This window comes from Kitasatospora sp. NPDC002040 (assembly GCF_040296785.1).
Taxonomy (GTDB): Bacteria; Actinomycetota; Actinomycetes; order Streptomycetales; family Streptomycetaceae; genus Kitasatospora.
In genome coordinates, this window is record NZ_JBEOXV010000002.1 from 191,620 (window position 1) to 218,308 (window position 26,689).

Genomic DNA, 26,689 nt, shown 5'->3' on the forward strand with positions numbered 1-26,689 from the left:
GGGGAACCTCACCATGCTCCGCAGACTCCGACTGTCCCGCCGCGCCCCGGCCGCACTGCTGCTGGCCGGCGCACTGGCCCTGGGCGCGGGCTTCCCGGCCGCCGCCGCCGACCGGGAGGGCGTCGTCCAGGGCGACGGCGCACCGGGGACGATCCCCGGCAGCTACCTGGTCATCCTCAAGTCCCAGGCGCTGAAGGCCGATTCCGGCCCGGCCCTGGCCGCCAGGTACCACGGGAAGCTGGGCCGTACCTTCGACGCCGCGTTCCACGGCTACTCGGTGCAGCTCGACGCCCGCCAGGCCCGCCGGCTGGCGGCCGACCCGGCCGTCTCCGCCGTGGTCCCGAACCGCCGGGTGAAGCTGGACGCCACCACCACCCAGACCGAGCCGCCGTCCTGGGGCCTGGACCGGATCGACCGCCGCCGCCTGCCGCTGGACCAGCGCTACACCTACCCGGACACGGCGGGCCAGGGGGTCACCGCCTACGTGATCGACACCGGCGTGATGATCGAGCACGCCGACTTCGGCGGCCGGGCGAGCTACGGCTACGACGCGATCGACAACGACGCCGTGGCCGCCGACGGCCACGGGCACGGCACCCATGTCGCGGCCACCGTGGCCGGCACCCTGTACGGGGTGGCCAAGAAGGCCAAGGTGGTGGCCGTCCGGGTGCTCGACGACGAGGGCAGCGGCACCACCGAGCAGGTGGTCGCGGGCATCGACTGGGTCACCTCCCACGCCGTCAAACCCGCCGTGGTCAACATGAGCCTGGGCGGCGAACCGGACGAGGCGCTCGACACCGCCGTCCGCAACTCGATCGCCTCCGGCCTCACCTACACGGTCGCGGCCGGGAACGACGACGTGGACGCCTCCGGGCATTCGCCCGCCCGGGTCGCCACCGCGCTCACCGTCGGCGCCAGCACGCCCGAGGACGGCCGGGCCTCGTTCTCCAACTACGGGCCGCTGGTGGACCTCTTCGCCCCCGGCACGGACATCGTGTCCGCCTACGCCTCGCCCTGGTGGGACGAGGGCGAGACCTCCATGTCGGGCACCTCGATGGCCGCCCCGCACGTGGCCGGCGCCGCCGCGCTCTACCTGGGCACCCACCGCACCGCCACCCCGGCCCAGGTCGCCACCGCGCTCACCGGCGCGGCCGCCGTCGGCTCCCTGCACGACATCGGCGACGGCTCGCCCAACCGCCTGCTCTACGCCGGCACCGCCCCGGTCCGCCCGCCGGGCCCGCGCTTCACCAACACCACCGACCTGGTCACCGACAACGGCCCGGTCGAGTCCCCGGTCACCGTCACCGGCGTCACCGGCCGGGCCCCGGCCGACCTCGAGATCGAGCTGGACATCAAGCACGGCTGGAGCGGTGACCTGCGGGTGGAGCTGATCGCGCCGGACGGCAGCGTCTACCTGGTCAAGGAGGAGGAGATCTGGGTCGGCAGCAACGACCTGGCCGGGATCTACAGCGTCGACGCCTCCAGCGAGACCGCCAACGGCGTCTGGCGGCTGCGGGTCACCGACGTCACCCAGATCTTCAGCGGCTACCTCGACAGCTGGACCCTGCGCTTCTGACCCGCCGTCAGCCGGACGCGCCCACCGATGGTGGAAGGCGGCGGTTCAACGGCAGCCCGCTGGTAGAACACGGACATGCAGACCAGAACACCCGTCCGCACCGGTACCACCCGGCGGCGGGCAGCCCGGCCCTGGACGGCCGTGCTGCTCGCCGCCGCGCTGCTGCCGCTGACCGCGACCGCACCCGCCCTCGGGGCACCCGCCGACCGGACCACCCTGGCGGTCCGGTCGGCGCCGTTCGCCGAGCGCCTGACGCCGGATCTGATCGCGCTGATGCAGCGCCTGCGCGTGCCCGGCGCGATCGTCTCGGTCAGCACCCCCGAGTGGGGCACCTGGACCACCGCCCTGGGCACCGGCGACCTCGGCACCGGCGCGCCGATCCGGACCGACGACCACATCCGGATCGGCAGCATCACCAAGACCCTCACCGGCACGGTCGTGCTCCAGCTGGTCCAGGAGGGCAGGCTGGGGCTGGACGACCCGGTGGCCGCCTACCGGCCGGACGTGCCCGACGGCGAGCACATCACCATCCGCCAGCTGCTCCAGATGACCAGCGGCCTGTACAACTACTCCGAGGACCCCGACTTCAACCGGCGCCTGGACCAGCAGCCCGAGTACCCGTGGACCCCGCAGGAGCTGCTGGACATCTCCTTCGCCAATCCGCCGTACTTCCCGCCCGGCACCGGCTTCCACTACTCCAACACCAACACCGTGCTGCTCGGGCTGATCATCGAGCAGCTCACCCACCGGCCGCTGGCGCAGGAGTTCCAGCAGCGGGTGTTCGACCCGCTCGGGATGCGGGAGAGCAGCTTCGACAGCAACACCCACATCCCCGAACCGTACGCGCGCGGCTACCAGTTCATCAGCAACATCGACAGCCTGACCGCTCCCAAGCTGACCGGCAAGGAAGCCGCCTGGGCGGACTGGTCGGCCGGCAACCCGCTGGACGTCACCCACTACACCACCGCCTGGGGCTGGGCGGCGGGCGCCGCGGTCTCCACCGTGGACGACCTCCGCCGCTGGGCCCCGGCCCTGGCCACCGGGGCGCTGCTGAGCCCCGAACTCCAGCGCGAGCGGCTCACCTTCGTGCCCACCTCGGACCAGCCCGGCGCACCGCGCTACGGGCTCGGCATCGCCGAGATTCTCGGCTTCCTCGGCCACGACGGCCAGATCCCCGGTTACAACTCCTTCGCCCTCTACGACCCCGCGCGCTGCGCCACCATCGTAGTGCTGGTCAACCTCAACGAGTCACCGGACCGCAGCGCACCGGCCGCCGAGCTCACCAAGCTCATCGTGGCCGAGCTCTTCCCGCCCGCCTGAGCCCGGCAGCCGGCTGTCCGCAGCCGGCTGCCGGAACGCCGGAGACGCGCCGCCCGCTGAGGGGTTCGGCGCGTCGTCCGGTGGCGGCACGTCAGTTGCAGCGCAGGTCAGCGGTCTCGATCCGGATCGCCCCCAGCACCGCCTCGGCGTTGGCCATCGCCTCGGTCGAGTCGGCCCCGGTGGTCATCACCGAGCCCACCCGGTCCCAGGAGCTGAGCAGTTCGCGGACGGTGTCGCCCGGCTCCAGGTGCAGCGAGAGCGACAGCACACCCGGCCGGGTGCGCGCCTCCTCGACCCCGTCCACCGAGACCACCTCGCCGGGGGCCGCCGCCAGGAAGCGCACCGCCGCCCCGCGGGCCGCCCGCTGCGGCAGCGGCTCGGGCCGGCCGCCCCGCATCACGGTGTAGAACTCCTTGGCCAGGTCGATCCGGTAGGCCTCCTCGATCAGCATCGGGATGCCGTCACCGGGGAACCGCCCGGCGCACTCGACCAGGAACGGCCGGCCCTCGCTGACGATCCACTCGCAGTGCACCATGCCGCTGGAGAAGTCGACCGCCTGCAGCACCTGCCCGGTCAGCTGCACCAGCAGCGCCGACAGCTCGTCGGAGATCCCGGCGGCCGGCACCGTGTGGCCGAGCTCGATCGGACGCGGGCCCGGGTAGAGCAGCTTGCCGGTGACGTTGGAGAACAGCACCTCGCCCTCACGGACCAGCAGTTCGACGCTGTACTCGTCGCCGTGCACGAACTGCTCGACCAGCATCCGCAGTTCGCGTTCCCGCTCCGGCACCATGACGCCCTCGTCCTGGCTGATGCACTCCTGCCAGGCCTCGTCCAGGTGCTCCAGCGAGTGCAGCACCTTGGTGCCGACCGAGGCCTGCCGGTTGGCCGGCTTGAGCACGATCGAGCCCGGGTACACGTCCACGAACTCCCGTACCTCGTCGACCGACTTGACCTCCCGGGAGGCCGGGTTGCCGATCCCGGCGGCCCGGGTCACCCGGCGCAGCAGCGACTTGTCCCGCATCACCTGGGCCGCCCCGGCACTGGCTCCCGCCAGGCCGTACCGCTCGGCCAACCGGGCCGCGAACGGGGTGGCGTACTCGACCATCGGGGCCACCAGGGCCGGGTTCAGGTCGGGGTAGGTGTTGTAGAACTCGTCCGCGGCGGCCTGGAGCTGGTACTCCCACTCGATCAGCTCCCGGAGCATCTCGGCGTCCTGGAGGGCGCTCTTGATGTCCCGGTTGCGGACCACGTCCGGCTCCTCGATGACGATCACCGAGCCGGGAGCGAACTCCTTGATGAAGGGCAGGACGGGCACGTAGCCGACGATGATCCAGGGCTGCTCGGTCATGGTGGTTCTCTCCTAACGAGGATGGTCAGTGGCGGAGTTCGAGGGTGCAGCACTTGGCGCTGCCGCCGGCCTTGAGCAGCTCGGACAGGTCCACGCCGTGGGTGCGGAAGCCGCGGGCCCGGAGCTTGGCGGCCAGGCCGGTGGCGGCCTCGGGGAGGATCACGTTGTAGCCGTCGGAGACCGCGTTCAGGCCGAAGACCACGGCGTCGGCCTCGTCGGCGATCACGGCGTCCGGGAAGAGCGTGCGCAGCAGTCGCCGGCTCTCCGGGGTGAACGCCTCCGGGTAGTACATGACCTCGTCCTCGTCGAGCACCGCGAGCGCGGTGTCCAGGTGGTAGAACCGCGGGTCCACCAGGCTCAGCCCGATCACCGGGCGGCCGAACAGCGCCTCGGCCTCGGCCTGCGAGCGCGGGTCGGAGCGGAAGCCGTTGCCGGCCAGGATGCCCTGACGGGTGGTCAGGTAGTCGCCCTCGCCCTCGTTGTCCCACTCCGCCTGCCGGACCTCGGTGAAGCCCTGGGCCCGGAACCAGTCCACGTAGTGCTGCGACTCGCCGTCCCGTTCGGGGTGGCGGAACCGGGCCACCAGCGCCTTGTCGTCGACCACGGTGGCGCCGTTGGCGGCGAAGACCATGTCCGGCAGGCCGGGGGCGGGGTCGATGGTCTGGACATGGTGGCCGAGCGAGACCAGCAGCGTGTGCAGCTGCTCCCACTGGGCGATGGCGAGCTCGTTCGAGGTGGGCTTCTCCGGCTCCATCCAGGGGTTGATGCTGTACGTGACGTCGAAGTGGTCCGGGCGGCACATCAGGAAGTGCCGGATACGCGCCTGCCGCTGGGTCACAACGGTCTGGGGGGCGAGGAGGTCGGTCATGAGGGTGCTTCCTTCCGGGGGTGGTGGAAAGTTTTTGGGTACGCCGGACTCAGCTGGTGATGCCGAGGCTCAGCGGGAAGCTGGGCTTGCTGCCGAGCAGGTGGGCGCCGGCGGACTGGAGGATCTTGTCCTGGGCGACCACGTGCTGGCACATGGTCATGGTGTCGCGCAGCCAGCGGTCGAGCGGGCTCGGGCGGTAAATCGATCCCGTCTGCATCAGGTCGTAGAGCCGCATCACGATCGAGCGGGCGGTGCGGAAGGCGTGCAGCCGGGAGAGCGGCAGCGCCGCGCGCTCGTCGGCGGTCAGGTCGTCGAAGGTGCCGCCGTCCGACAGCACCTCCCACTGGCGCCGCATCGCGCCGTAGACCGCGTTGCGGGTGGCGTTGAAGTCCGCCTCGCACTCGGCCAGCCCGACCTGCATCCGCCAGTTGTCGGCCCAGTTGGCGCCGCCGGAGCCGGACTTGGCGACCACCTGCTCGCGCACCCAGTCCAGCGCGGCCCGGGCCACCCCGAGCGGGACGCCCGGCATGTTGCGCATGTGCACCTCGGGCTGGGCCAGGGCGCCCTCGCCGTTGCGGACGGTGCCGAAGGTCAGGGTGTGGCCGTCGGGGACGAACACGTCGGTGATCGAGTAGTCGCAGCTTCCGCTGCCCGCAAGGCCGGTGGTGTTCCAGGTGTCGATGATCTCGACCTGGTCGCTCGGCACCATCAGCAGGATCGAGTCCTGCGGGCCGTCGGCCGGCCAGGGCTTGCCGCCCTCGGTGATGAAGGCGCCGGAGACCACCCAGTCGGCGTGGGTGATGCCGCTGCCGAACTGCCAGCGGCCGGTGAGGCGGTAGCCGCCCTCGACCCGGTCGGCCTTGCCGGTCGGGAACAGCAGCCCGGCGGTGGTCATGTCGAGGTGCGGGAACATCTCCTTGGCCACGGTCTCGTCCAGGAAGTTGGCGTAGAGGCCGGAGTCCATCCCGATCATCGCGCACCAGCCGGCCGAGGTGTCGCCGTAGGCGAGTGCCTCGACCACCTCGGTCTGCTCGATCGAGGTGAGCTCCGGGCCGCCCCAGGCCTTGCTGAAGCCCATCCGGAAGGCGCCGGTGCCGCGGATCAACTCGACCACGTCGGCGGGCAGTCGGCGGTTCTGCTCGATCTCCACCGAGCGCTCGCGCAGCTGCGGGGCCAGCGCCTTGGCGGCGGCGAGGATCTCGGTGGCGGTGTTCGGAACGGCCGTGGTGACCGCCGGGGTGTTCGACATCTCAGGACTCCTTCGAGGTGGTGGCGGACGCCAGGTGCTGGAAGCTGCCGTGCAGGAAGAGCAGGGGGGGCTGGAGATCGCGGACGCCGGTGGAGACCACCTCGCCGATCACCATCGTGTGGTCGCCGAGGTCGAAGCTGTCCCAGAGGACGCACTCCAGTCCGCTCTGCGAGTCGAGGACCAGGGCGCCGGTCTCGTGGCCCGGGGTGGCGGGGAGGGCGGCGACCGCCTCGGCCCGCTCGTCGCGGCCCTTGGCGAGCCGCCGGGCCAGCGGCTCGGCCTCGCAGTCGAGGATCGAGACCGCCCACTTCTTGGTCGCCAGCAGGTCGGTGAGGAACTGGGACTCGCGGTGCAGGGAGAGCGAGACCAGCGGCGGGTCGAGCGAGACCGAGGTCAGGGAGTTGAGCGTCACCGCGTCGTGGCGGCGAGTGCCCTCGTGGTCGGCGTAGGTGGTGGCGACGCAGACTCCGGTGGCGAAGTTGCGCATCGCGCCGCGCAGATCGGGTGACATGGCGTGGTCCTCTCGCGCTCGGTGGCCTCGATGGCCGGGGGTGGCTCGGATGGCCGGGGTGGGTGGCTCAGATGGCCTGGGGGAAGTGGAAGACCCGGTCGGGGTCGTACCGGTGCTTGATCTCGCGCAGCCGGGCCAGGTTGGGGCCGAAGTAGGCGGCCTGGGCCTCGGGCAGGTCGGGGTCGGTGAAGTTGACGTAGGAGGCGTCCCGGGCGAACTCGCCCATCGCGGCGTGCAGGTCGGTCAGCCAGTCGAGGTTGGCCTGCCGGACCTCGGCGCTGTCCTCGGTGCTCCAGGAGGCGTCCATCGAGACCAGGAAGAGCACGTCCCGGTGCGGGAAGGCGGTCTCGGTGACCGGCACCTGGTTGATCGCGCCGCCCCAGGTGAAGAGGGCGATGCCGGCGCCGTCCGGGTTGCTGCTGCCCGGCCACTTGGCCAGGGCGGTGAGCGCGGTGTGCACGCCCGCCTCGCTCAGCGGCTCGGTGACCGTCCTGGTGCGGACCGCGAACGGGTCGCCGGAGGTCTCGTGGTGCAGGAAGTCCTTGGCCTCCCAGTAGCTCCGGTCCTCGATCTCGGCCCGGTCGGGGGTGGCGGCGGCCAGCGCGGGGGCCAGCAGCTCCCGCAACTCCGAGGCGGGGCCCAGGTGCTGGCCGATCACCGAGACGATCCCGTCGTCGCCGGCCGAGCGGTTGACGCCGATCCGGGCGGCGAACTCGTTCGGTGCGGCCTGCATGATCCGCTGCATCACCGGCAGCACCGCCGCCGCGTCGGTCAGCGGCCAGAGCAGCAGGCAGGTGGAGCTGGCGACGGTCGGCCTGGCCTGGAAGGTGAACGAGGTGTTGACCCCGAAGTTGCCGCCGCCGCCGCCCTTGCTGGCCCAGAACAGGTCCGGGTTCTCGTGGTCGTTGCAGGTGACCAGGGTGCCGTCGGCCAGCACCACGTCGGTCTCCACCAGGGCGTCGCAGGTGAGGCCGAAGGCCCGGGAGACGGCGGCCACGCCGCCTCCCAGGGTGAGGCCGCCGATGCCGACCTCGTCCGAGTTGCCGAGCGGCACCGCCAGGTCGTGGCGCTGGAGTTCGGCGTACAGCTGGCCGGAGCGCACTCCGCCGCCGACCCGGACCAGCTCGCTGCCCCGGTCCACCGTGATCGCGTCCAGTACGTGCAGGTCCAGCACCAGCCCGGTGGTGGCGGCCTGGCCGGCGTAGCTGTGGCCGCCGCCGCGGGCCACCACCGGCAGCCCCTGCTCCCGGGCCCAGGCGATGCCCCGGGCCACGTCCGCCACACTGCCCACCGAGAGCACTCCGGCCGCGGTGACCCCGGCGTAGCGCTTGTTGAAGGCGCTGCTGTTCTCCTCGAAGCCGGCCTCGCCGGGCAGTCGGACCGTGCCGTCCACCTGCCGGCGCAGGCTCTCCCAGTCGGTCATCGCTCCGCCTCCCCTTCCGTCACTTCCGCCAGGTACGAGGTCCCGGTCTCGGCGTGCGGGCCGTAGCGCTCCCACTCCTCGCGGAGCACCAGCTCGCCGTCCTCGCCCTGTTCGGGGGTGTTGACGGTGTGTCCGGCGATCACCTCGCCGCCGGCCAGCACCATCGTGTAGGCGAGGCGGAGCGTGCCGTCCGGGGCGCAGACCCCGTTGACGCTCCCCCGCCGGACCGGTCCGCCGGCGAAGTCCGCCCAGACCAGGTCGTTCTCCTGGTGGTAGCGCGCCACCACCCCGTCACTGGACTCCAGTTTCCGGAACTGGCGTCCGTCGTAGTCGATCCTCATTTGTCCACGTCCAGCAGTCCGGCCGGCATCTCCAGCACCGCGCTCACGTCCTTCCGGGTCAGGGGGTCTGCGTCCAACTCGACCGCTGCTGCCGCCACTTCGAGGCGTTCGGCCACGCTCTCCCGGTCGTCCGCCTCGCACACCACGAAGGAGTGGCGGGCCAGGTAGCCGCCCGGCGGCAGCCTCAGCTCGGTGCCCGGCTCGACCATCGGCGCGGCGGTCACCAGACCGGGCAGTCCGGTCGGCACCCGCACCTCGCGCACGGTGGCGTCCTCGGCCGGGTAGCCGAACCTGATCCCGGCCACTCCGCTGCGGCTGAAGGAGATGTCCGGGCGGTGCCCGGCCGCGACCTCCACCAGCAGCTCACCGGGGTCGATCCCGGTGGCGATCCGGCCGAGGAAGGGGATCAGGTCGCCGCCCAGCCGGCCGTTGATCTCGATGATCACCGGGCCGTAGGGGGTGAGCTTGACCTCGGCGTGGGTCATCCCGTTCTCGACCCCGAGCACCTCGTGCGCCTTGGTCAGCACGTCCAGCAGCCGCTGGTCCTGCAGCAGCGGGTCGGCGGCGTCCACGACATGGCCGACCTCCTCGAAGTAGGGGTGCATCCCGGTCTCCTTCCGGGCGATGAACATCGCCCGGTACTCGCCCCGGTGCACCACTCCGTCGATGCTGATCTCCGGGCCGACCGCGTAGCCCTCCACGATCGCCCCGCCCCGGAACGGCTCGTCGCCGACCAGGCTGGCGTTCGAGGCGATCAGGTACGCCTGCTCCAACTGGCTCGCGTCCTGGGCCAGTACGACGCCCATCGAGGCGCCGAGGGCACGCGGCTTGACCACCACGGGGTAGCCGATCCGTTCGGCCACCGCCCGGGCCTGCTCCAGCGTGTCGGTGAGTTCGAAGCCCGGCTGCGGCAGGCCCGCGGCGGTGAGCATCGAGCGGGTCCGGTGCTTGTCCCGGCAGCCCTGCACCCCTTCCAGGCCCAGGCCCGGGACGCCGAGTTCGGCGGCCAGTTCGGCGGCCGGCTGCACCAGCGGCTCGTCGTAGCAGAACACTCCGACCACCGTCCGGCGGGAGGCGATCTCCTTGCCCGCGGCCCGCAGTTGCTCGTGGTCGAAGACGTTCGCCACGGTGATCTCGTCGAAGTAGCCGGTCTGCCAGCTGGGCTTGAGGTTGTTGACCAGCACCAGCTTGAGGCCGAGCTCGCCGGCCCGCCGGGCGGCGGATTCGATCAGGTACTCGCGGTAGAGCTTGAGCCCGCTGCCGATCACCAGCAGGACCCGGTCGTCGTCGCTCATCCCTCGTCCTCTCCAAGGTCGTTGATGTCTTCCAGGGCGGCCAGGATCTGGTCCGCCACCAGCGGGGCGGTGCGGAACCCGTCACCGCCGCTGGCGGTCCTGGCCCAGGTGCTGGGGCCGATCCGCTTGAGGTGGGCGGCGCCGGTGTCGGCGTCCACCAGGTAGTGGCAGCGCTTGACCGCCATCACCGTGTAGCGCTTGGGGTCGGCCAGGATCGGCTCGGCCAGCACCTGCTCGGCCCACCGGAGTTCCTCGGCCGGGCTGCCGCCGGTGGCCAGGTCGGCCTCCCGGCAGACCGTCGCCGAGCTGACCTTCAGCAGCGTCCCGCCGCCCGGCGGCAGCAGCCAGGCCGTGCCCTCCGAGCCGATCCGGCCGATGCCGGGGGTCCGCTCCCACGCCTCCGCCAGGTCCTCCGGCGGCTTGAGGTAGACCAGGGTCTGCCGGTGCAGCACCATCGGCAGGTCGACCAGGCTCTTCGACCACGGGCCGGTGGCGATCAGGGTGAGGTCGGCCTTCAGCGTCTCCGCGTCCGGCAGGTGCACGTGCCCGGTCTCCGGGTCCACCGACTTCACCTCCTGCCAGGGGCGGAGGGTGACGTTGGGCTGCTCGCCCAGCCAGCGGGCCACCGCCGCCAGCGCGTGGTCGGCGAGCAGGATGCCGCCGTGCTGCTCCAGCACGCCCACCGACTCGGCGGGGAACCGGACGTGCGGGAAGCTGTCCGGCCCGATCACGCTGACCGGGAGGTCCGCGTCGGCCGCGGCCGCCGTCACCTGGTCCACCTCGGCGGCCGCCCAGGCGGTCACCATGCCGACCCGGCGGTAGAACTTGGTGCCCAGCAGGGCCTCCAGGGCCAGCCACCTGCGGTGGGCGACCGCGGTCCGCCGGGTGCCCGCCAGGTCCCCCGGGTCCAGCGCCCGGATCGCCCGGTGCTGGTCGAAGGAGGTCGAGCCCGGGTTGGGGATGGCGCCCCGGTCCAGCACGGTGACCTGGTGGCCGGCCAGCGAGCACCGTACCGCTGTCAGCAGTCCGGTCACCCCCGCCCCGACCACCAGCACCTGCCGCGCCTCGGTGGCCATCTCAGACCGCCCCGCCGGAGAGCCTGGGCAGCACCTTCGGGGTGATCCCGGTGGTCCGGTCCGGACCGGCCAGCCGGGTGTCGACGCCGGCCTGTTCGGCCAGGTCGATCAGGATCGGGGCGGCGTTGCGCAGCACCGTCTCCAACTGGTGGCAGTAGTCCCCCGCCTGGTCGTCCGTCACCTCCCAGCGGTCCAGCCGGCCCAGCTGCTCGGCCAGCGTCTCGGCCGCCCGGTTCAGACTGAATCCCTTCAACTCGTAGCAGGCGGCGAACCGTTCGGTGATCCGGTCGGCGGCCTCGCGGGAGCCGGCCGAGACCGGCAGGTCCTGTCCGGCCCACCGCTCGGCCTTGGCCGCGGCCCGGTTCCACGGCTCGATCAGCCGGGCCCCGGTGACGGCCGCCACGGCCGACCAGCTGAAGTTGGTGCGCTGGTTCTCCGGGCTGGTGGCGGCCAGGTGGTAGCGGCCGACGTCCCGGGGCAGCGTGTCCGCGAGCTCCTGGCCCCAGACCAGGTGGCCCCGGCTGGTGGAGAACTTCTGGTGCTCCAGCTCGTAGAACTCGTTGGTGACGAAGCGGGAGCGGAGCGGGTAGTGGTCCTTCAGGGCCAGCAGCATGGCAGCCCCGGCGATGGCGAACGGGAAGGTGTTGTCGAAGCCGCAGAAGTACACCACCTCGGTGTCGGACTCCGGCCACCAGAGCTGGTCGTCGGCGGCCAGTACCTCGCCCTGCCCCTCGGCGGAGAGGGCGGTGGTGTAGATCGACCAGGCCTGGGTCTCGGCGTTCGGGTTGATCACCTGTCCGGCGACCTCGGGGAACGGGGCCGGGATGCCCCAGGAGATCGGGTAGGTTACCGGGAAGTCGGGCAGCGGCCGGGCCAGCATCTCCTCGATCGCCTGCGCCATGTGCGGGCGCAGGGCGGAGCCGCTGGTCGCGAAGTACTCCCTGAGCTCCTCCCGGTACTCCTCCAGCGGTAGCACCAGGACCTGGACCTCGGCCAACTCCACCGTGTCGTCCGGGTGTTCGGTGGACCGGGGATCGATCAGGTCGCCGGCCGCCAGCGGGTGGCCGCAGCTCTCGCAGAGCCCGGCGCAGCCCTCGGCCAGGCAGTTCGGGCAGCCTCCCTTGACGAAGCCGTCCACCAGGTACTCGCCGGTGCGGACCGAGCGGGGGAAGGGGGTGGACTTGAGCCGGAGCTTCCCTTCGGTGTGCAGGCGGCCGACGAAGTCGAGCACCTGCTTGGTGAACCGCTCCTCGTCCCGGGTGAAGCCGTCGACGGCGATGCCCATCGCGGCCAGGGTGCTCACGATCCGGGCGGTGGAGTCGGCCACCAGTGCCTCGGGGCTGGTGCCCAGTCTGCGGGCGGTGGTGACCACGAAGGTCGAGGTGTCCTGGGCGCCGGTGCCGAAGACCGTCTCGCGGCCGGCCGCCCGCTGGTAGCGGGTGAAGACGTCGGCGGCCAGGAACGGGCCGGCCAGGTGGCCGAGGTGGAGGTCGCCGTTGGCGGTCGGGGCGGGGGAGATCACCGCCACGCGCTTGCTCATGCTGTGCTCTCCTTCTGATGACGGGTCAGGAAGGTGTCCGACATCTCGGCGTCCCACCAGATCCCGTAGTACTCGAAGTCCTCGGCGGAGCCGTTCACCACCTTGTGGGTGCAGCCGGGCGGCAGCTGGACGATGTCGCCGGCCACGAACTCGTGCTCGGCCCCGTCCACCACCAGGGCGGCGCTGCCGCTCATGGCGATGAAGATCTCGTACTCGTGGTGGTTGTGCGGGGTGGACTCCCCGCCCGCCTCGACGACGCACCAGGCGCCCTCGAACGGGGCGTTGAGCGCGTCCCAGGGCTTCAGGCGCTCGCCGAGGATGCCGTAGGCGGGGGTCAGGTTGGGCCGGTCCAGGCGGCGGATCTCCATCACAGGCTCCGCTCGGCCGCGACGGAGCGGCGGTCGAGGAGATCGGTGGTGATCTCCTGCGAGCGGTGCGCCAGCACGCTCAGCAGCGAGTCGGAGATGCCGTGGGTGGCCTCGTTGAAGCCCTGGAGGTAGAGCCCGCCGCGGGTGGACTCGCCGAGGTCGACCCGGTAGCGGCGGTTGACCGATATCTCGTCGATGCCCACCTGGCCGGCCAGGTGGCGGACCATCGCGGGCATCCGCTGGTCGTAGCCGGTGCCGAGCAGGACCAGGTCGCAGCGGAGCGGCTCGACCTTGCCGGTGCGCCGGTCGCGCAGCTCCAGCACCACCTCGCCGCCCTCCTCGCGGGCCTCCAGCACCTCGGTCATCGACCGGACGGCGGAGCGCTGCGAGCCGGACAGTTTCTGCTCGTAGAGCATCGAGTAGGTCTCGTCCAGGAACGGGGCCGCCAGGCCGGCGTAGTTGGTGAGGCGGATCTCGTCCAGGATCTGCCGGCGGGCCTCGGCCGAGCTGTCGTGGAAGGAGTCGACGAAGGAGGGGAAGAAGAGCTCGTTGACGAACTTGCTGGTCTGGTAGTTCTGCAGGCCGATCGAGCGGTGCACCAGGGTCGGCTGGCTGAGCGGCAGGTCCTTGTGCACGGCCATGAACATCTCGGCGGCGCTCTGCGCGGCACCGATCACCACCACCCGGACCGGGCGGTCGGTCGGGTACTGGGCGATCCGGGTGCTGTAGGCGGTGCTGTGGATGACCCGGTCGGCGGGGAGGTCGGCGAACTCCTTGGGCACGTGGGCGTCCCGGCCGGTACCGACCACCAGGTCGCGGGCGTCGACGGTGTCGCCGTCGGCGAGGGTGACCCGCCAGCCGATCACGGTGCCGTCGTCGGCCCGGCGGGGGGCCACGCTCTGGCCCTTGGCGTTGAACCGGATGCCCACGTGGTCGAGCGAGCCGGCCACCCACTCCAGGTACTCGGAGAGCTCGCGGCGGAAGGGGTTGAAGGTGCCGAGGTTGACGAACTCGTCCAGTCGGCCCTTGGCGTGCAGGAAGGAGAGGAAGGAGAAGCGGCTCTGCGGGTTGCGCAGGGTCACCAGGTCCTTGACGAAGGAGACCTGGCTCCGGGCGAAGGGCAGCAGCAGGTTCCGCTGCCACTTCACGTCCGGGTACTGCTCCAGGATCAGGGTGTTGTTGGCCAGGCCCTCGGAGCCGGACTCCTCGATCGCCACTGCCAACGCCAGGTTGGACGGGCCGGCTCCGATCGCCAGGACCTCGACCTCGTGGTTCGTCATGCTCAGCCACCTCGCTGTCTCGTCCTACCGCCCGTTCGGACGGGTAGGTGAGCGGCTCCGTTCTGGTGTTCGGTGCCGTTCGGTAGGACGAGTCAAGCGAGGGTGACCGTTGATCGGCAGGCTTGTCCGACAGGGCCGATCAAGCAGCGCCGGAGGAGAGTTGATCGGCCCGGCCGGCCGATCCACCGGTCAACGGCTCCGGCCGCATCCGCGGGAACGGCAGTTCCCGACGGGGCAGCAGGTTGTGGGCCGGATCACGGTCCGAGACGAAGGCCCGGACCAGCGGATCGAACCGGTGGCTGCCGGGCCGCAGCCCCGCCCCGAGCATCCCGGCATCGACCAACTCGTCGATCAAATCGTCCGATCCGGCCGGGATTGATTCCTCGGTCCGCAGCTCGGACTCCGGCCGCTTCGCCAACAGATCGAGCAACTCCGAGGCCCGGTCGCTCAGTTCGAGGTGCGCGGAGTTGAGGGCTTCGCGCATCGACAGGTCCCCGACCGCGAGCCAGTCCAGCAGGGTCACCGGGCAGTCCAGCCGGCTCACCGCCAGCCGCAGCGTGATGTCGGGGCGGGCGGCCAGCTTGCGGGTGGCGATGTCCAGCGCCAACGGCAGGTCGCCGCAGAGCTGGGCCAGCCGGTCCGCCCCGGCCGGGTCGGCCTGGGCCCGTTCGGGCAGCGCCCGGGTGATCAGCTCGACCGAGTCGGCCCGGGGCAGCGGCTCCAGCCGGAGCCGTCGGACGTTTTGCAGGCCCAGCAGCGAGGTCCGGCTGACCACGATGGTGGTGCTGGTCTCGCTGTCACCCAGCAGCGGCCTGATCTGCCGCTCGCAGTGCACGTTCTCCAGCAGCACCAGCAGCTTGCGCTGGGACAGCAGCGACCGGTAGAGCCCGGCCCGCTGGTCCGGCACCGCCGGTATTCGCTCCGGCGGCACCCCGAGCGCGGACAGGAAGCCGCCGATCAGGCCCGGCACGTCGTAGCCGGTCTCGGTCAACGGGCCCAGGTCCGCGTAGAGCTGACCGTCCACCAACTGCTCGCTCAGGTCGTACGCGTGCCGCAGGGCCAGCTCGCTCTTGCCGACCCCGACCGGCCCGCTGATCACGACCGGGCTACTGCACGGCCCGGCCAGCCGGACCAGCTCGGCGCTCCGGCCGACGAACCCGTGCGGGCGCGGCGGCAGTTGGGCCGGCCTCGGTAAGCCGCCGACGACTTTCGGCGGCCCGCCGGGACCGGGGCCCTGGCTCTCGGCCGCCGGAACGGCCGGGCGCGGCCCGACCACCGGCACCCCGCCCCCGGCGGCGGCCACCAGCCAGCGCCGCCGCCACTCCTCCCGGTCGCCCCGGCACGCCTGCACGTACGCCAGCGCGACCTGGAGGGTGGGCAGTCGGTGCCCGTTGGCGGCGCTGGACAGCACCGAGGCCGAGTACATCGCACTGGCGGCCATGTCCCGATAGGTGGGACTGCCCGCGTCCGCGCGCAGCCGACGGAGCCGGCTCGCGAACTCCGCGACCGCTCCGCCTGTGGTGTCCACCGGTTTCTCCGGCCTCCCCATGCGTCAATCCCCTCTGTTCGTGCACAGATTCTCTGTGCAGCTACGGAAAAACACGTGGGAATGGGCGGCCGGTGTCTCCGGCCGGACCCACTCCCCGTGTGTCGGTGACGCCGTCGGACCGCGACGTCCACCGCATGCCTACATGGGCGCGGAGCGCGGCGATCCGGCCGACGACTCCACTGACCCACTGATTCCGTTCCCCAGCACGCTCCAGGCGGTGGTCGGGACGCCCGCCGTCAGCGGTTGAAGCTGCCGTTCACCGCGCCGAAGTCGAGCGCCCCGGCCAGCTCCTCGTAGGTGCCCTTGCCCACCAGCTCGGCGGCGGCCCGCTGGGCCAGCGTGTACGCGGCCTGCGCGACGGCGGTGCCGACGCTCACCCGGCGCACCCCGGCCGCCTCGAACTCGGCCACGGTCGGCGCGCCCGGTCCGGCCATCACGTTGACCGGCAGCGGCTGGCCCTGGACCAGCTCGGCGACCACCGTCAGGTCCAGCAGACCCGGCACGAACAGGCTGTCCGCACCGGCCTCGGCGTAGACCGCCGCGCGGGCCAGCACGTCGGCCTGACGGCCCTCCGGCGCGCCGATCCCGAACAGGAACACGTCGGTACGCAGGTTGATCACCAGCTCCGGCAGCCCGGCCTGCTCGGCCGCCGCGCGCGCGGCCCGGATCCGAGCACCCTGCTCCTCGGCCGTGAACAGCGAGAAGTCGGGCTTGGAGTCCTCCAGGTTGACGCCGACCGCACCGGCCGCGATCACGGCGGTGACGGTCGCCGCGACATCCTCCGGGGCGGGGCCGTAGCCGCCCTCGATGTCGGCGGTCACGGGCAGCTCGACCGCGGCGACGATGCCGCGCACCAGGGCCACCATCTCGTCCCGGGTCAGCACCTGCTGGTCCGGCTTGCCGGCCGACCAGGCCACACCGCCACTGGTGGTGGCGATGGCCTTCACACCCGCCTGGGCGATCAGCGCGGCGCTGCCGGCGTCCCAGGCGTTCGGCAGCACCAGCACACCGTCCTTGTGCAGCTCACGGAGTACGGCGGCCTTCGTCTGCTGACTGTTCGTCATCACAGCACCTTTCATGGGAGGGGTTTGCCCAACATCGTCCCTCTGCCCGCCATGACACCGTCAACGCGACCGAACCGACTCCATCACCTTTCGGACGGCCGGGCTCCGCTCCCGTCCGTCAGGACAGCAGCAGCGGCATGTCCCAGCCCGGGGCGGTGCCGCCCGCGGCGTAGGAGTCCAGCGCCAGCGCCACGCCCGCGGCGCCGTCCAGGTACCCGGACACATCGGTGCCGAACGGCACCGCGGTCATGGTGAAGCGGTGGCCGAAGGGCAGCTCCGGGTCGAACGCACCGATCAGCCGGGCCGCCACCAGGTCGCGCACGGCTTCGATCCGTTCGTCACCGAACTCCTCGTTCAACCGGCCCAGTTGGTGCAGCGTCCCGGCCCAGCCGTGGCACAGGGCGTGGTCGTGCAGGCCCCACCGGTCGAGCGGGAGGGCCAGCAGCCGCTGCACCGACTCCCGGGCCAGGCCGGCCCAGTCCGCCCGGCCCAGGGCCAGCCCGGCCAGCTGCAGTGCGCGCGAGACCCCGGGGGCGCCGTAGCACCAGGACGGCCAGCCCGCCGGGGTGCGGTACTCCTCCGGGCCCGCCAGGTACTCGTCCAGGCCCAGGTAGCCGGGCCAGTAGCGGCCGTGCCCGTCCCGGACCGCCCAGCGGGTCAGCAGTGCGGCGCACTCCTCGATCGCCTCCTGCTGGCCGGGCACCCGGACGCCCTGCCGCCAGGCCAGCGCGAGCAGGGCCAGCGGGCCCGCCACCCCGTGCGAGAGGCCGAGGTTGAGGTGCCCGTCGGGCAGCGCGGCCTCGGCGCCGGTCCGGGGCGCGTCCAGCGCCCACCAGCGCGGCACCCGGTGGCCCCGGTGCCGCACCTCCCCCCGGGACAGCTCGACCAGGTAGCCGAGCACGGACTCCAGTTCGGCCCCGCAGGTCTCGGCCCGGGCCAGCAGGTAGCGGCCGACGCCGGTCATCCCGCGGACCACCTCGTAGTGGCCGATGGTGGGCAGCGGGCCGTCCGGCACGGCCGGCAGCGCGGTGCGCACCAGCTCGCGCTGGTAGGCGTCCAGCCGCTGGAGCGCCGAGACGTAGCCGCCGGTGGCCCGGTGGGCCAGCAGCACGGCGAAGGCCAGCGCACCGGGGCCCTTGAACACGCCGCTGGGCACGGTGCCGCCGTCGGCCGCCGCCCGGGTGGCCGCCGCCAGGTAGCCGTGCGCGCGGGCCACCCGGTCGGTGCCCGGGCGGGCGCCGCCGCTGAACGCGACCGCCAGTCCGGGGCTGCCGCTGCCCAGGGTCAGCTCGGCCCAGATCCCCTCCGGGACGCCGTCCTCGGCCGCCTCGGCCGGGATCCGGGTGGCGGCCATGGTGGCGACCGGGTCGGCCAGCCGGTCCAGGATCAGATCCGCCACGGCTCCGGCCCGGGCCCGCAGTGCACTCCGGTCGACTGCGTTCATCGGGCGTTCCCTCCAAGCGAGTTGCGGCGGCCGAGCAGAGTCCTGGCGGCGCCCCTGAGCACCGCGAAACCACGCGCCTCGGCCGCCGCGTCGATGCCGAACAGCCGGTTGTGCCGCATGTGCAGCAGCGAGAGCAGGGCCTCGTCCCGGTCGGCCGCCGGTGCGGCCAGCAGCAGGTCTCCGTAGCCGCGCGGCTCGGCCGACCCGCCCCAGAGCGCGGCGAGTTCGGGGATGCCGAGCCCGTCGGCGGCGTGCCGGGCGGTGTCCCGGTCCCGGATCAGCCGGTCGGCCGGGGCCCGGTGCCGCTGGTACACCGCGTGGTCGGGCCCCTTGGTGAAGCGCTGGTCCACCCAGGAGCACCAGTCCCACTCCCCCAGCGAGTCCAGCAGGACGGCGTGCCCGACCGCCGCCAGCACCTCGTCCGGCACCGTCGCCGCCCCGGCCCGGCGGGCCTGCAGCTGGAGCAGCGCGGAGCGGCTGTCGGTCCGGAAGAACCGCTCGGCCGCCTCCTGGGCCGCCGGGCCGCCGTAGCGGTCGGTCTCCGGCCGGTAGGCGTCCAGCACCATGGTGCGCACCGCCCCGGCGTCGATCAGGCCCCGGACCCGGCGGGCCAGCGCGGGCAGCACCCGGCCGTGCAGCACGTCGGGGTCGCCGTGCAGCCGCAGCCGCAGGTGCGGCTCCGGATCCCGGTAGCGGAGGAAGAACCAGCGGTCCACCTCCCGCTCCAGCTCGGCCAGCAGCGCGGGCAGGTGCTCGGCCAGCAGCGCCTCGTGGGCGGCGGGCTCGGCGTACAGCTTGACGGACAGCCAGTCCTCGCCCGGCAGGTGGACCCGGGTGGGCGCGGAGCGGAGCGGCGCCCGGTCCGCCGGGACGGGTGCGGGCGGGGCCGAGCGGACCAGCGGGACCACGATCTCGGTGCTGTGGCCCGCGTTCCACCCCAGCCGGGCCGGGTCGGCGGTGAGGTCCTCGTAGAGCAGGAACCTCGGCTCGGGCGCGGTGAGTTCGGCCCGCAGCAGCGACCGGTCCCAGGGCTCGCGCAGGTCGATCGGGAACATCTGGTCGTTGCGGGCGAGCTGCAGCAGGTCGGGCACCCGGTTGCGCCGGCGCCACTCGCCCAGGCCCCGCTCCCAGCCGTCCCGGCCGGGCGAGCCGGCCGCGTCCCGCAGCCGGCGGCCGGCCAGCCACCGGCGCGGCGCGGCCAGCACCCGGCCGTACCGGACCCGGGGCAGGTAGGGCAGCACGTCCAGACCGGCCCAGTCCCAGCCCGACCAGACCCGGGGCCGGGCCGCCGCCAGGTCCACCAGGAACCGGGCCACCGGCGGTGCCTGCGCGTCCAGCGCGAGCATGTGCGGCAGCACCGGGACCACCTGACGGCCGGTCGGGGCGTGCAGCAGCCGCAGCCCGTCCTCCCCGGCGGCCACCAGCAGGGTGCGCCAGTCCAGGCAGTGCGGGTCGCCCCGGTCGTCGGCGACCCCGATCGGGATCCGGTACGGCAGCAGCCGGGGCACCTGGACGATGTTCAGCGAGCGCGGGTCGCGCGGGGCCGGCTCCAGCTGGGCCAACAGCGCGTCCTGGTCGGCCGGTTCGGCCATCAGGGCGGCCAGCTCCCCGGTCAGTCCGGTGGCGGCGGCGAACCGGCCCGCGGTGGCACCGGCCGTCCAGGAGCCGATGTGCGGACTGCCCAGCAGCAGGTAGTCGCCCCGGTCGAGGGCGGCCGGGCTGTCGGCGAGCAGCTGGAAGCAGAGCTCCAGGGTGCGCGGCGGCCGCCCGCCGGGGACGTGCCCGACCGCGGCGGCCAGCCGGGCCACGTCCGCGTCGGTGAGTTCGAGGTCGCCGCCGTCCAGCACCGCCTGCTGGACCAGCTCGGCGATCGCGGTGCGGCGCGGCCGGTCGGCGTCCTCGCCGGGGCCGCTGCGCGGGTGGGCGGGGGCGGCGCCGTACTCGGGCGGCAGGCCGAGCCCCCGGTGCGGGTCGACCAGGTCGGCGAGCGGCACCGCCGAGGCGGTGCCGTACCGCTCGATGAACCGGTCCCGGTAGTCCCGCAGGTGCGACAGGGTGGTCCACTCGGGGGTGATGGCCCAGATCGCGGCGGCGTAGCGGCGGATCTCCTCGCCGACCGACTCCGGCAGCACGATGTCGGTGGGCAGCGTCAGGTCGACCTGGACGGGCGGGCGTCGGCCCTCGTCACCGCCCGGGTCGAGGGCCCGGACGGCGCCGAGCAGGGCGTGCCAGGAGTCCAGGCCCGCACCGGGCCGGTCGCGCTCGTGGGCGGTGACGGCGGCGCGGACCGCCCGCAGCCCCTCGGCCGCACCGGGGACGACGCCCTCGACCGCGGCCTCGACCCGGTCGAGCAGGGCGTCGTCGATCCGGTGCGGGGTGAGCGAGGTGAGCAGGAAGCCGTGCTGCACCAGCCCGGCCAGCAGCCCGTCGACCCGCTCCTGACCGACCGTCGGGAAGCGGGCGGCCAGCTGCTCCAGCAGCCCGGCGTAGCCGGTGGGGCGGGTGGTCTCCGCTCGGACCACGGCGACCAGGGCGTTGTCGCGGACGGACACCTCGCGGTCGCCGGTGTGCAGGGTCAGCCGGCCGTCCCGCAGCACGCAGAGGTCGTTCAGCACCACGTCGACCCGGCGGCGGACCCCGGGCACGGCCAGCCAGGAGAGCACCCGGCGGTGCAGCCAGCCGCCGTCCAGGCGGACCGACAGTTGCCCGGGGCCGGGCGCGGACACCTTCGCGGCGGTGCCGAACCGGGCCCGGCCGACACCGGCGAACAGCCCGAAGGGGGTGGGCCGGCCACCGGCCCGGCGGGCGTACCGGGTCAGCGTCCGGGCGGCGCTGACGGTCCGTTTCCGGCCGAGCTGCGCCGCGCCGTCCGGGGTGTCCAGCCGGCGCAGGCTGAGCGCCAGGCTGCCGCTGGCCACCTCGACCGCCTGCCGCAGCAGCGGGTCGGCGGCCAGCCGCCGGACTCCGGGGACCGGGTCCTCCGGATCGATCCCGGCCAGGGCGCGGCTGCGCGGCGTGCTCGCCATCCGCACCAGCACCGGCTCTCGGACCTCGAAGATGTCCAGGTCAGGTCGCAACGTCGTCCGCCCCCATGTCTCCAGTGCCTGTCTTCGGTGCCTGTCTCCGGTGCCGAAAAAACGCGGGGCGGGCTGCAGCCCGCCCCGCGTCGGTGGTTCAGGTCCTCGTCAGCAACAGACCGGGCACCGGGTGCCGATGGCGTAGCTGCTCGGCGAGGTGTAGGTGCCCTGGCCGAACTCCTGGGTCTGCTCGGAGACCTCGGAGATACGGAGGTCGAGGTCGAGGTCGGCCGTGTCCGTCTGGAGCAGGATCTCGGTGCGCATGGTCCCTCCAAAGGGGTTCGATGGACTCTGATCAGGGCCGTCCGCACTGAACGTTCGTTCGGCCCCGGAGTCCCACCATTCACTGCCGTGTCATCCGGCCGTGAGTCGCAAACAGGCCAACCTGATGTGCGCACGATCGATCACCCCGGAACTGGTCCGATCCCTCTGGAGCCGCTGGTTTAGCGCCAGTTCAGGCCGGACGGCCGCGCCGGTCCCCCTGGTCGGGGACGGCGGGGCCGGGCGCCCGGCCGGACCGGAGGGCAGCGGAGAACCGACCGGACCGCCGGTTCGGCCGTGGCTGAATCGTTGGCATGCGGAGCCCACTGCGGAGCCCGCTGCCGGGTGCGGTCAGGGCCCGTCGGCCAGCGCGGCGGCCAGCTGGCTGCGGCGCCGGATACCCAGTTTGCGGTAGATCCGGCTGAGCGTGCCCTCGACCGTCTTGAGCGAGACGAACAGCTGCCCGGCCGCCTGCCGGTTGCTCGCCCCCTGACCGACCAGCACCGCCAACCGCAGCTCGGCCGCGGTCAGTTCGACCGGCCGGTCCGCCCCCGGCGCGGTCCCGTTCAGCCGGGACAGCAGCTCCCGCACCAGGCCCAGCCACGGCTGCGCCCCGGCCCCCGCGAACAGCTCCTCCGCCTCCTCCCAGGCCGCCCGGGCCGCCGCCTGCCGCCGCCGGGACCGCTCGAACCGGCCCCGCGCCACCAGGGTCCTGGCCCGTTCGACCGGCAGCCCGCAGCCGCCGAACCCGGCGGCCGAGCGGTGCAACAGCTCCGCCGCCCGCTCGGCCGCGCCGGATCTGGCCAGCAGCACGCCCCTGGCCCGATCCCAGGCCGCGGCCGCCCCGGGTGCGGCCGCGAGCCGGCCGTCGACCCGCTCCAACCAGCGTCCGGCGGCCTCGAGTTCACCGGCGGCGACCAGCGCCTCGATCGCGTCCGGCTGCCAGCGGAACATGGTCGGATCCCCCGCCCGGCCCGCCTCCGCGGCGGCCAGCGCCGCGAAGGCCGCCACCGCACCCGCCACGTCCCCGGTGTGGTGCCTGGCCAGCCCCAGCACCCAGAGGTTGCGGGCCAGGTGCAGGGTGTCGCCCTCCTCCTCCGCCGCCCCCGCCCCGCAGGCGGCGTACCGGAGCGCGGCGCCGAAGGACCCGCCGAAGCACTCCGCCAGCGCGCCCGAGTACCAGGCGGGCCCGAGCGAGAGCCCGGCCGAGACCGAGACCCGGACCGCCCGGTCGGCCCACTCCAGCGCCCCGGCGCAGGCGCCCGAGCGGGTGTCCACCTCGGCCAGGCTGCGCCAGATGTCGACCAGGTCCTCGGTGTCGCCGTGCCGTTCCGCCACCGTCAGCAGGGTGCTCAACTGCCCTCGCGCCCACGGCAGTCGGTCGTCGAAGACCGCGTGCCGGGCGGCCAGGTACTGCGCGCTGTTGCGGATGCCGAACTCCTGCGCCGGTACCTCCAGGGCCAGCGCCCGGTCCAGCGTGCCGGCCGCGTCACCCGTCCCGAGCACCCGCTCCATCCGGGCCCGCATGGTCAGCGCGGCCGCCTCCAGCGGGACCCGGCCGCTCCGGTGCGCCAGCTCGGCCGCCCGGCCCGCCGCCCGCAGCGCCTCCTCCGGCGCCCCGTGCGCGATGTTGGCGGTGATCGCGGCCCGCAGCTCGACCGCCGCCAGCAGCCCGGGGTCGGTGCCCGCCAGGTCGCGGCAGCGGGCCAGCAGCGGATCGACCCCGGCCAGGGCCTGGCTGTGCACGTCGACCACCGCCAGCAGCGCCGCCACCTGGTGCTCGGCCCCCGCCCGCGCCGCCCCCACCGCATCGGCCACCTGCCAGGCCAGATCGGCCCGGCCCGCGGCCGCCGCCTCCCCGGCCGCCGCACCGAGCCGGGCCGACCGCCGGGCCGCCTCCGCCACCGGGGTCAACTCGGCCGACAGTACGAGCAGTTCCGCCGCCAGCTCGCGCTCACCGTGCTGCCGTGCGGTGGCCGCCGCCGCCTCGACCTGCCCGGCCAGCTCCGCCGCCGGACCGCCCGGGTGGCCGAGCGCGCGGTGCCGGACCGCCTGGACCGGATCGTCGACGGCACCGGCCAGGGTCCGGTGCACGGCGCACCGCTCGTCCCGCCCCGTGGTCCGCACCGCCGCCCCGGCCAGCAGCCCGGCGGTGAACCGGACCGCCGGCCACGGCAGGTCGGCGGCCAGCACGCCGGCCCGCTGCGCCTGCCGCAGGTGTTCCTCCGCCTCCGCCCGGCCCGCCCGGAGCAGCAGCGCCGCGGTCGGCCGGTGGGCCAGGCCGGCCACCAGCAGGGTGCGTCGCACCTCGGCGGGCAGCGTGGCCAGCCAGGCCTCGGCCGCCTCCTGCGCCCGGGCCGGCAGCACCAGCCGCCCCCGCGCCGACGGCGGTGACTGGGCCAGCTCGGTGCAGCACAGCGCGGTCAACAGCCGGTGGCCGCCGCACTGCTGCTGCAGCGGCGCGGCCCACCGGGTCGGCAGCCCGTGCGCGGCCAGCAGGGCGCCGGTCTCCTGCACGTCCAGGTCCGGCACCCGGAGCTCGACCGGGTGCCCGCCGAGCAGCGCCCCGGCCGCCCGGGCCCGCCCGTCGACCCGCTCGGTGACCACCGCCCGCAGCCGGGGTGCGGGGACGGTGCGCAGCGCGTAGCCGAGCAGGTCGGCATCGGCCGGGTCGAGCCACTGTGCCCCGTCCACCACCAACAAGTAGTCGTCGCCCGCCAGCAGTTCGGCCACCGCGAGCCGGGCCGCGACCACCTCCCCGACCGGCTCCCCGACCAACTGCGGCCCCGGCGGGCTGCGGTGCAGCAGCCGGTCCACCACCGCGCGCCGGGCGGGCGGGAGCGCCGCCACCGCAGCGGCGGGGCAGCCGGACAGCAGCTGCGCGACCGCGCCGAGCGGACGGCCCCGGTCACCGGCACCCGGGCTGACCCGCAGCACGGTCCGCCAGCCGGGCAGCGCATCGAGCAGCTCGGCGACCAGGGTGCTCTTCCCGGCTCCCCAGGGCCCGGTCAGCACCAGCCGGCCGGGCCCGGCCAGGACGGACAGCGCCCGGTGCAGCGCCGGGGACGGGCTCGGTTCGGTACCCACGGCACGGACCGTAGGCGCCTTCGGTCCCGACGGCAACGGCCCGGACCGGGCCGGGGCCGGAACAAGGGTTTCCCCTCGTGCCCGGCCGCCGCGCCGGCACCGCAAGGGTTTCCTCCGATGCCGCCAACCACCGTGCCGGGCCAGGGTGTTGCCCACTCCGGACCGCCCCGCCCCACCGGGCCGCGGTCGCCCCCTCCCGAGAGGAACTCCCGTGCGAGCTCTCCCCCTCCGGCCCCTGGTGGCCGGACTCGCCGCCGCCCTCACGCTGGCCGGCCTGGTCGCCGCGCCCGCCACCGCCGCCCCGCCCGCCACCGCGCCCGCCGCACCGCCGGTCCCGGAGCAGGTCCTGACCGCCATGCAGCGCGACTTCGGCCTGACGGCGGCCCAGGTCCGGGCCAGGATCGCCGACGAGAGCGCGGCGGGCCGGACCGCCACCCTGGTCCGGGGCCGACTCGGCGACCGGGTGTCCGGCCTCTGGTTCGACGCCGCCACCGGCCGCCTGCACGCCGCCGTCACCACGTCGGCGGACGCCGACGCCACCGCTCTGGCCGGCGCCGTTCCGCAGCAGGTCCGGTACGGTGCGGCCGAGTTGACCGCCACCGCCCGGGCCGTCTCCGCCCTGGTCGGCCCGGGCGTGCCGGGGGTCAGGTCCTGGGGCCCGGACGTCCGGAACAACCGGATCGAGATCGCCGTCGCCCGCACCGGCCGGACGGCGGCCACCGAGGCGTTCCTGGTCCGGGTCCGCGAGTTCGGCCAGCTGGTCCGGATCGCCGACACCGACCAGGTGCCCCGGCAGCAGGCGGACGTGGTCGGCGGCGAGAAGTGGATACCGGGCAGCGAGAGCCCGTGCTCGATCGGCTTCCCGGTCACCCGCAGCAACGGCGGGGCGAAGGCCTTCCTGACGGCCGGTCACTGCACCAACGACGCCGACCAGGCCGCGTACGGCAAGGACGGCACCCGGGTCGGCATCTCCAACCGGGGCGGCACCGGCAGCGTGAACGCCCGCGAGGGCGACATGGGCATCGTCGACGTCGACCAGGCCGGGTGGAACGTGGTGGCCCGGGTGGCCGGGTACGGCTCGGGCGACGTCACCGTCACCGGCTCGGCCGACGCCGTGGTGGGCACCGCGATCTGCCGCTCCGGCCAGACCACCGGGCTGCGCTGCGGCGAGGTGACCAAGGTGGACCAGAGCGTCGACTACGGCACCGTGGTGATCGACGGGCTGTCGTACTCCAGCGCCTGCTCGGCCGGCGGCGACTCCGGCGGTGCGTACGTCACCGCGACCGGGGGCAAGGCGGTGGGTCTGCACTCCGGCGGCGGCAGTGCCACCTGCACCTCGGGGAGCGGCGAGAAGTTCACCATCTTCCAGCCCGTCAACGAGGCCCTGACCAGGTTCGGCGCCGCCCTGGTGGTCTCCGCCCCGCAGCCCGGCGCCGTCACCGTCGCGGCCGTCTCCGACCGCAGCACCGTGCTCGGAACGGCGGTCGAGCTGCGGAACAGCGCCGAGGGCGGCACCGCCCCGTACACCTGGTCTGCCACCGGCCTCCCGGCCGGCCTCGCCCTCGCCGCCGCGACCGGTACGGTCACCGGCACTCCCACCACCGCAGGGAGGTCCTCGGTCACCGTGACCGCCACCGACAGCGCCGGCCGCACCGGCTCCACCTCGTTCGCCTGGACGGTGACCTCCGCCCAGGGCGGCACGCCGGTGCTGGCCAACCCCGGCAACCAGACCGTGTACCTCGGACGGCCCGTCAACCTGCCGCTGCAGGCGACCGGCGGCACCGCTCCGTACACCTTCAAGGCGGTCGGCCTGCCGGCCGGCCTGGCCCTCAACGCCGCCACCGGCACCGTCACCGGTACTCCCACCGCCTGGGGCTTCCGCTCCAGCACCCTGACCGTGACCGACGCCGCCGGCCGCTCCGCCTCGGTCAACGTGACCTGGAACGTGTACTTCTGACCCGGCGCCGGGGCGCCCGCCACCCGGCGGGAGCCCCGGCCCGCGCACCGCCCCC

20 protein-coding genes are annotated in these 26,689 nt (G+C 73.8%); 3 read left to right on the forward strand and 17 right to left on the reverse strand.

Annotated features, from left to right (window positions below; translation table 11 throughout):
- Window positions 1-13: 13 nt before the first annotated feature.
- Together ABT118_RS06335 and ABT118_RS06340 are read left to right on the forward strand one after the other, a co-directional pair.
- Window positions 14-1,576: a S8 family peptidase gene (locus ABT118_RS06335; protein ID WP_350645321.1), complete on the forward strand. Its 1,563-nt coding sequence runs from the start codon at window positions 14-16 to the stop codon at window positions 1,574-1,576.
- Between the two features lie 75 nt (window positions 1,577-1,651).
- On the forward strand, window positions 1,652-2,896 hold the full coding sequence (locus ABT118_RS06340) for a serine hydrolase domain-containing protein (RefSeq protein ID WP_350645323.1): 1,245 nt from the start codon (window positions 1,652-1,654) through the stop codon (window positions 2,894-2,896).
- A 91-nt stretch (window positions 2,897-2,987) separates the two neighbouring features.
- On the opposite strand, the gene ABT118_RS06345 is transcribed toward ABT118_RS06340, so the two are convergent.
- The 17 genes from ABT118_RS06345 to ABT118_RS06425 all read right to left on the reverse strand — a co-directional run bounded on the left by ABT118_RS06345 (window position 2,988) and on the right by ABT118_RS06425 (window position 24,677).
- A complete protein-coding gene (locus ABT118_RS06345; RefSeq protein WP_350645325.1) occupies window positions 2,988-4,244 on the reverse strand; it encodes an ATP-grasp domain-containing protein in 1,257 nt (418 codons plus the stop codon).
- 25 nt (window positions 4,245-4,269) lie between these two features.
- On the reverse strand, window positions 4,270-5,112 hold the full coding sequence (ddaH, locus tag ABT118_RS06350) for a dimethylargininase (RefSeq protein WP_350645327.1): 843 nt from the start codon (window positions 5,110-5,112) through the stop codon (window positions 4,270-4,272).
- A 49-nt stretch (window positions 5,113-5,161) separates the two neighbouring features.
- Window positions 5,162-6,361, reverse strand: coding sequence for an acyl-CoA dehydrogenase family protein (locus ABT118_RS06355; protein WP_350645329.1), 1,200 nt, complete (start codon window positions 6,359-6,361; stop codon window positions 5,162-5,164).
- 1 nt (window position 6,362) lies between these two features.
- Window positions 6,363-6,872 carry a flavin reductase family protein gene (locus tag ABT118_RS06360; protein ID WP_350645330.1) on the reverse strand — a complete coding sequence of 170 codons (510 nt, stop codon included), beginning with the start codon at window positions 6,870-6,872 and terminating at the stop codon, window positions 6,363-6,365.
- Between the two features lie 67 nt (window positions 6,873-6,939).
- Entirely contained in the window at window positions 6,940-8,295 is a 1,356-nt protein-coding gene (locus ABT118_RS06365) for an FAD-binding oxidoreductase (protein ID WP_350645332.1), read from the reverse strand.
- The gene (locus ABT118_RS06370) at window positions 8,292-8,636 is read right to left on the reverse strand and encodes an avidin-fold protein (RefSeq protein WP_350645333.1); all 345 of its coding nucleotides are present in this window, start codon (window positions 8,634-8,636) and stop codon (window positions 8,292-8,294) included. The genes ABT118_RS06365 and ABT118_RS06370 overlap by 4 nt, the downstream gene beginning before the upstream one ends.
- Window positions 8,633-9,931 (reverse strand): ATP-grasp domain-containing protein, encoded by a 1,299-nt coding sequence (locus ABT118_RS06375; RefSeq protein ID WP_350645334.1) that lies wholly within the window; start codon window positions 9,929-9,931, stop codon window positions 8,633-8,635. The genes ABT118_RS06370 and ABT118_RS06375 overlap by 4 nt, the downstream gene beginning before the upstream one ends.
- On the reverse strand, window positions 9,928-11,007 hold the full coding sequence (locus ABT118_RS06380) for an NAD(P)/FAD-dependent oxidoreductase (RefSeq protein WP_350645335.1): 1,080 nt from the start codon (window positions 11,005-11,007) through the stop codon (window positions 9,928-9,930). The genes ABT118_RS06375 and ABT118_RS06380 overlap by 4 nt, the downstream gene beginning before the upstream one ends.
- A 1-nt stretch (window position 11,008) precedes the next feature.
- Window positions 11,009-12,547: a class I tRNA ligase family protein gene (locus ABT118_RS06385; protein WP_350645336.1), complete on the reverse strand. Its 1,539-nt coding sequence runs from the start codon at window positions 12,545-12,547 to the stop codon at window positions 11,009-11,011.
- Window positions 12,544-12,915: a cupin domain-containing protein gene (locus ABT118_RS06390; RefSeq protein ID WP_350645337.1), complete on the reverse strand. Its 372-nt coding sequence runs from the start codon at window positions 12,913-12,915 to the stop codon at window positions 12,544-12,546. The genes ABT118_RS06385 and ABT118_RS06390 overlap by 4 nt, the downstream gene beginning before the upstream one ends.
- A complete protein-coding gene (locus ABT118_RS06395) occupies window positions 12,915-14,195 on the reverse strand; it encodes a SidA/IucD/PvdA family monooxygenase (RefSeq protein WP_350645338.1) in 1,281 nt (426 codons plus the stop codon). Before ABT118_RS06395 ends, ABT118_RS06390 begins: the two co-directional genes overlap by 1 nt.
- A 139-nt stretch (window positions 14,196-14,334) precedes the next feature.
- A complete protein-coding gene (locus ABT118_RS06400) occupies window positions 14,335-15,723 on the reverse strand; it encodes a helix-turn-helix transcriptional regulator (RefSeq protein ID WP_350645339.1) in 1,389 nt (462 codons plus the stop codon).
- A gap of 257 nt (window positions 15,724-15,980) precedes the next feature.
- A complete protein-coding gene (locus ABT118_RS06405) occupies window positions 15,981-16,808 on the reverse strand; it encodes an isocitrate lyase/PEP mutase family protein (RefSeq protein WP_350645340.1) in 828 nt (275 codons plus the stop codon).
- A gap of 118 nt (window positions 16,809-16,926) precedes the next feature.
- Window positions 16,927-18,252 carry a lanthionine synthetase C family protein gene (locus tag ABT118_RS06410; protein ID WP_350645341.1) on the reverse strand — a complete coding sequence of 442 codons (1,326 nt, stop codon included), beginning with the start codon at window positions 18,250-18,252 and terminating at the stop codon, window positions 16,927-16,929.
- The gene (locus tag ABT118_RS06415) at window positions 18,249-21,278 is read right to left on the reverse strand and encodes a lantibiotic dehydratase (RefSeq protein WP_350646285.1); all 3,030 of its coding nucleotides are present in this window, start codon (window positions 21,276-21,278) and stop codon (window positions 18,249-18,251) included. Before ABT118_RS06415 ends, ABT118_RS06410 begins: the two co-directional genes overlap by 4 nt.
- Before the next feature lie 159 nt (window positions 21,279-21,437).
- The gene (gene lanA, locus ABT118_RS06420) at window positions 21,438-21,593 is read right to left on the reverse strand and encodes an SCO0268 family class II lanthipeptide (RefSeq protein ID WP_350645342.1); all 156 of its coding nucleotides are present in this window, start codon (window positions 21,591-21,593) and stop codon (window positions 21,438-21,440) included.
- A gap of 348 nt (window positions 21,594-21,941) precedes the next feature.
- Window positions 21,942-24,677 (reverse strand): helix-turn-helix transcriptional regulator, encoded by a 2,736-nt coding sequence (locus tag ABT118_RS06425; RefSeq protein WP_350645343.1) that lies wholly within the window; start codon window positions 24,675-24,677, stop codon window positions 21,942-21,944.
- Between the two features lie 211 nt (window positions 24,678-24,888).
- Here ABT118_RS06425 and ABT118_RS06430 point away from each other — a divergent pair, with 211 nt between their 5' ends.
- The gene (locus tag ABT118_RS06430; protein WP_350645344.1) at window positions 24,889-26,634 is read left to right on the forward strand and encodes a putative Ig domain-containing protein; all 1,746 of its coding nucleotides are present in this window, start codon (window positions 24,889-24,891) and stop codon (window positions 26,632-26,634) included.
- The last annotated feature ends 55 nt before the right edge of the window (window positions 26,635-26,689 follow it).